Source organism: Streptomyces sp. NPDC054956 (genome assembly GCF_053609185.1).
Map to the genome: position 1 here is coordinate 1 of NZ_JBSGXB010000604.1, position 1,771 is coordinate 1,771.

Below are 1,771 nucleotides of genomic sequence, written 5' to 3' on the forward strand. Positions count from 1 at the left end.
GGGCGGATTCCCTCAGCAGCTCGGCGGCGACGCCGGAGGGGCTGCCCGGGAGGCTGACCTCGTCGCGGTAGACCGGTCCGACGGCCTGGCGCCCCAGGAACGCCACGACGGCCAGGGCCAGCCAGGCGGTGATCACCCACAGGGGACGCCGGGCGGAGAACGCGCCCAGCCGGTGCAGGCGGGAGAGCCGCGCGGGTGCGGCGGCTTCGACGGTGGCGGGAGGGGGCATGGGGGCTCCAGGAAAAGTGTCAGGGCTGACAGAATGTATCCGTCAAACTGTCAGTCCTGTCAATTGGCGGAGCTGCCAATTGACACGGGTGACGCCTTGCTGGATGGTGGTGCCGTGATCACCGGAACCGAGCCCCCCGAGCCCCCGGGGCTGCGCGAGCGCAAGAAGGAGGCGACCCGCCGCGACCTGCGCGAGGCCGCCGCCCGGCTCTTCGCGGAGCGGGGCTTCATGGGGACGACGGTCGCGGAGATCGCGGCCGAGGTGAACGTCTCCGAGCGCACCTTCTTCCGCTACTTCGAGAGCAAGGAAGACGTCCTGCTGCCCGACAGCAGCGAGCTGTTCGGCCGGATCGAGCTCGCCCTCGTCGCCCGCCCGGAGCACGAGGGCCCGCTGGAAGCCGCGTGCGGGGCGGTCCTGGACACCGTGGTCTACTTCGCCACCAGCAGCCTGACCGCCCTCACCCACCCCTTCGACGAGGTCGGCGAGCGCGCGAGGGCGCGACTGGTCCAGCAGTTCGCCGATTTCGAGGGACGGTTCGCCGACCTCGTCCAGCGGCGGCTGCCGGAGGGCACGCCCGACGCCGACCTCCAGGCCGCCGTGATCGCCAACTCCGTGCTCGCCGCCGGCCGCGCGGTCCTGCAGACCCAGCGCAGGCGCAGGAGCGCGGGGATCGCCGTGGAACCGGGCACGCTCCTGCCCCAGGCCTTCGCCCTACTCACCCGGATCGGAACCACCGCACCGTGATACGCCGCCGCACCATCCTGATCACCTCGGCCAGCGCGCTCACCCTCGCCGTGGCGGCCGCGGCCGCCGCCGACGTCTACGTGGAGGGCAAGGTCGAGCGGCGGGTCTCCGAGGCCGTCGCCTGCCGCCTGGACACCGACAAGGCCGTGGACGTCGAACTCGACGGCGCCCTCGCCGGCCTCGGCGCGCTCACCGGCACGGTCGGCACGGTCCACGTCAGCGCCGGGAAGGTGCGCCACGAGGGCACCGAAGTGGACTTCGCCGCGACGCTGCGCGGCGTCTCCACCGACGGGCACATCGACGGCGGCAGCGCCACGGCGACCGTGGCCTACGGACAACTGGCGGCGAAGCTGGGCGCGGAGGGCGAGGGGATGAAGGTGGGCGCCGCCGGTGGCCGCCTCACCGTCAGCGGGGGAGCGGGCGGCCTGCCCGTGACGGTGGTGACCGACCTGTCCACCAGCGGGAACAGCGTCACCATCACCCCCGCGACGGTCAGTCTGTTCGGACGCCAGGTGCCGGTGGGGGCCCTGTCCGGTATTCCCGGCGCCGATCGGTTCGCCGACAAACTGGAGCCGCGCACCGTCGAGCTCCCCGGCCTCCCCGAGGGCGCCCGCCTGACCGGCGCCCGCGCGGACGCCGCAGGCCTCGTACTCGACTTCGCGCTCTCACCGGGCACCACGTCGGCCCGTGCCGCCTCGGGCTGCGCCACGACCTGACGGGGCCGGGGCGCGTGGTGGCCCGGCGGGTTCCGGGATGCGCCGCGTTCCGGCCGGTGTCATGGGCCGGGGGAGACCTGCT

General features: G+C 73.8%; 3 protein-coding genes. 2 read left to right on the plus strand and 1 reads right to left on the minus strand.

Annotated features, from left to right (window positions below):
• The coding region (locus ACWGDE_RS38675) for a hypothetical protein (RefSeq protein WP_453393771.1) at window positions 1-229 on the minus strand (229 nt) is incomplete at its 3' end.
• Between the two features lie 114 nt (window positions 230-343).
• Here ACWGDE_RS38675 and ACWGDE_RS38680 point away from each other — a divergent pair.
• On the plus strand, window positions 344-973 hold the full coding sequence (locus tag ACWGDE_RS38680) for a TetR/AcrR family transcriptional regulator (RefSeq protein ID WP_453393772.1): 630 nt from the start codon (window positions 344-346) through the stop codon (window positions 971-973).
• Window positions 970-1,689, plus strand: coding sequence for an LmeA family phospholipid-binding protein (locus ACWGDE_RS38685; protein ID WP_453393773.1), 720 nt, complete (start codon window positions 970-972; stop codon window positions 1,687-1,689). The genes ACWGDE_RS38680 and ACWGDE_RS38685 overlap by 4 nt, the downstream gene beginning before the upstream one ends.
• The last annotated feature ends 82 nt before the right edge of the window (window positions 1,690-1,771 follow it).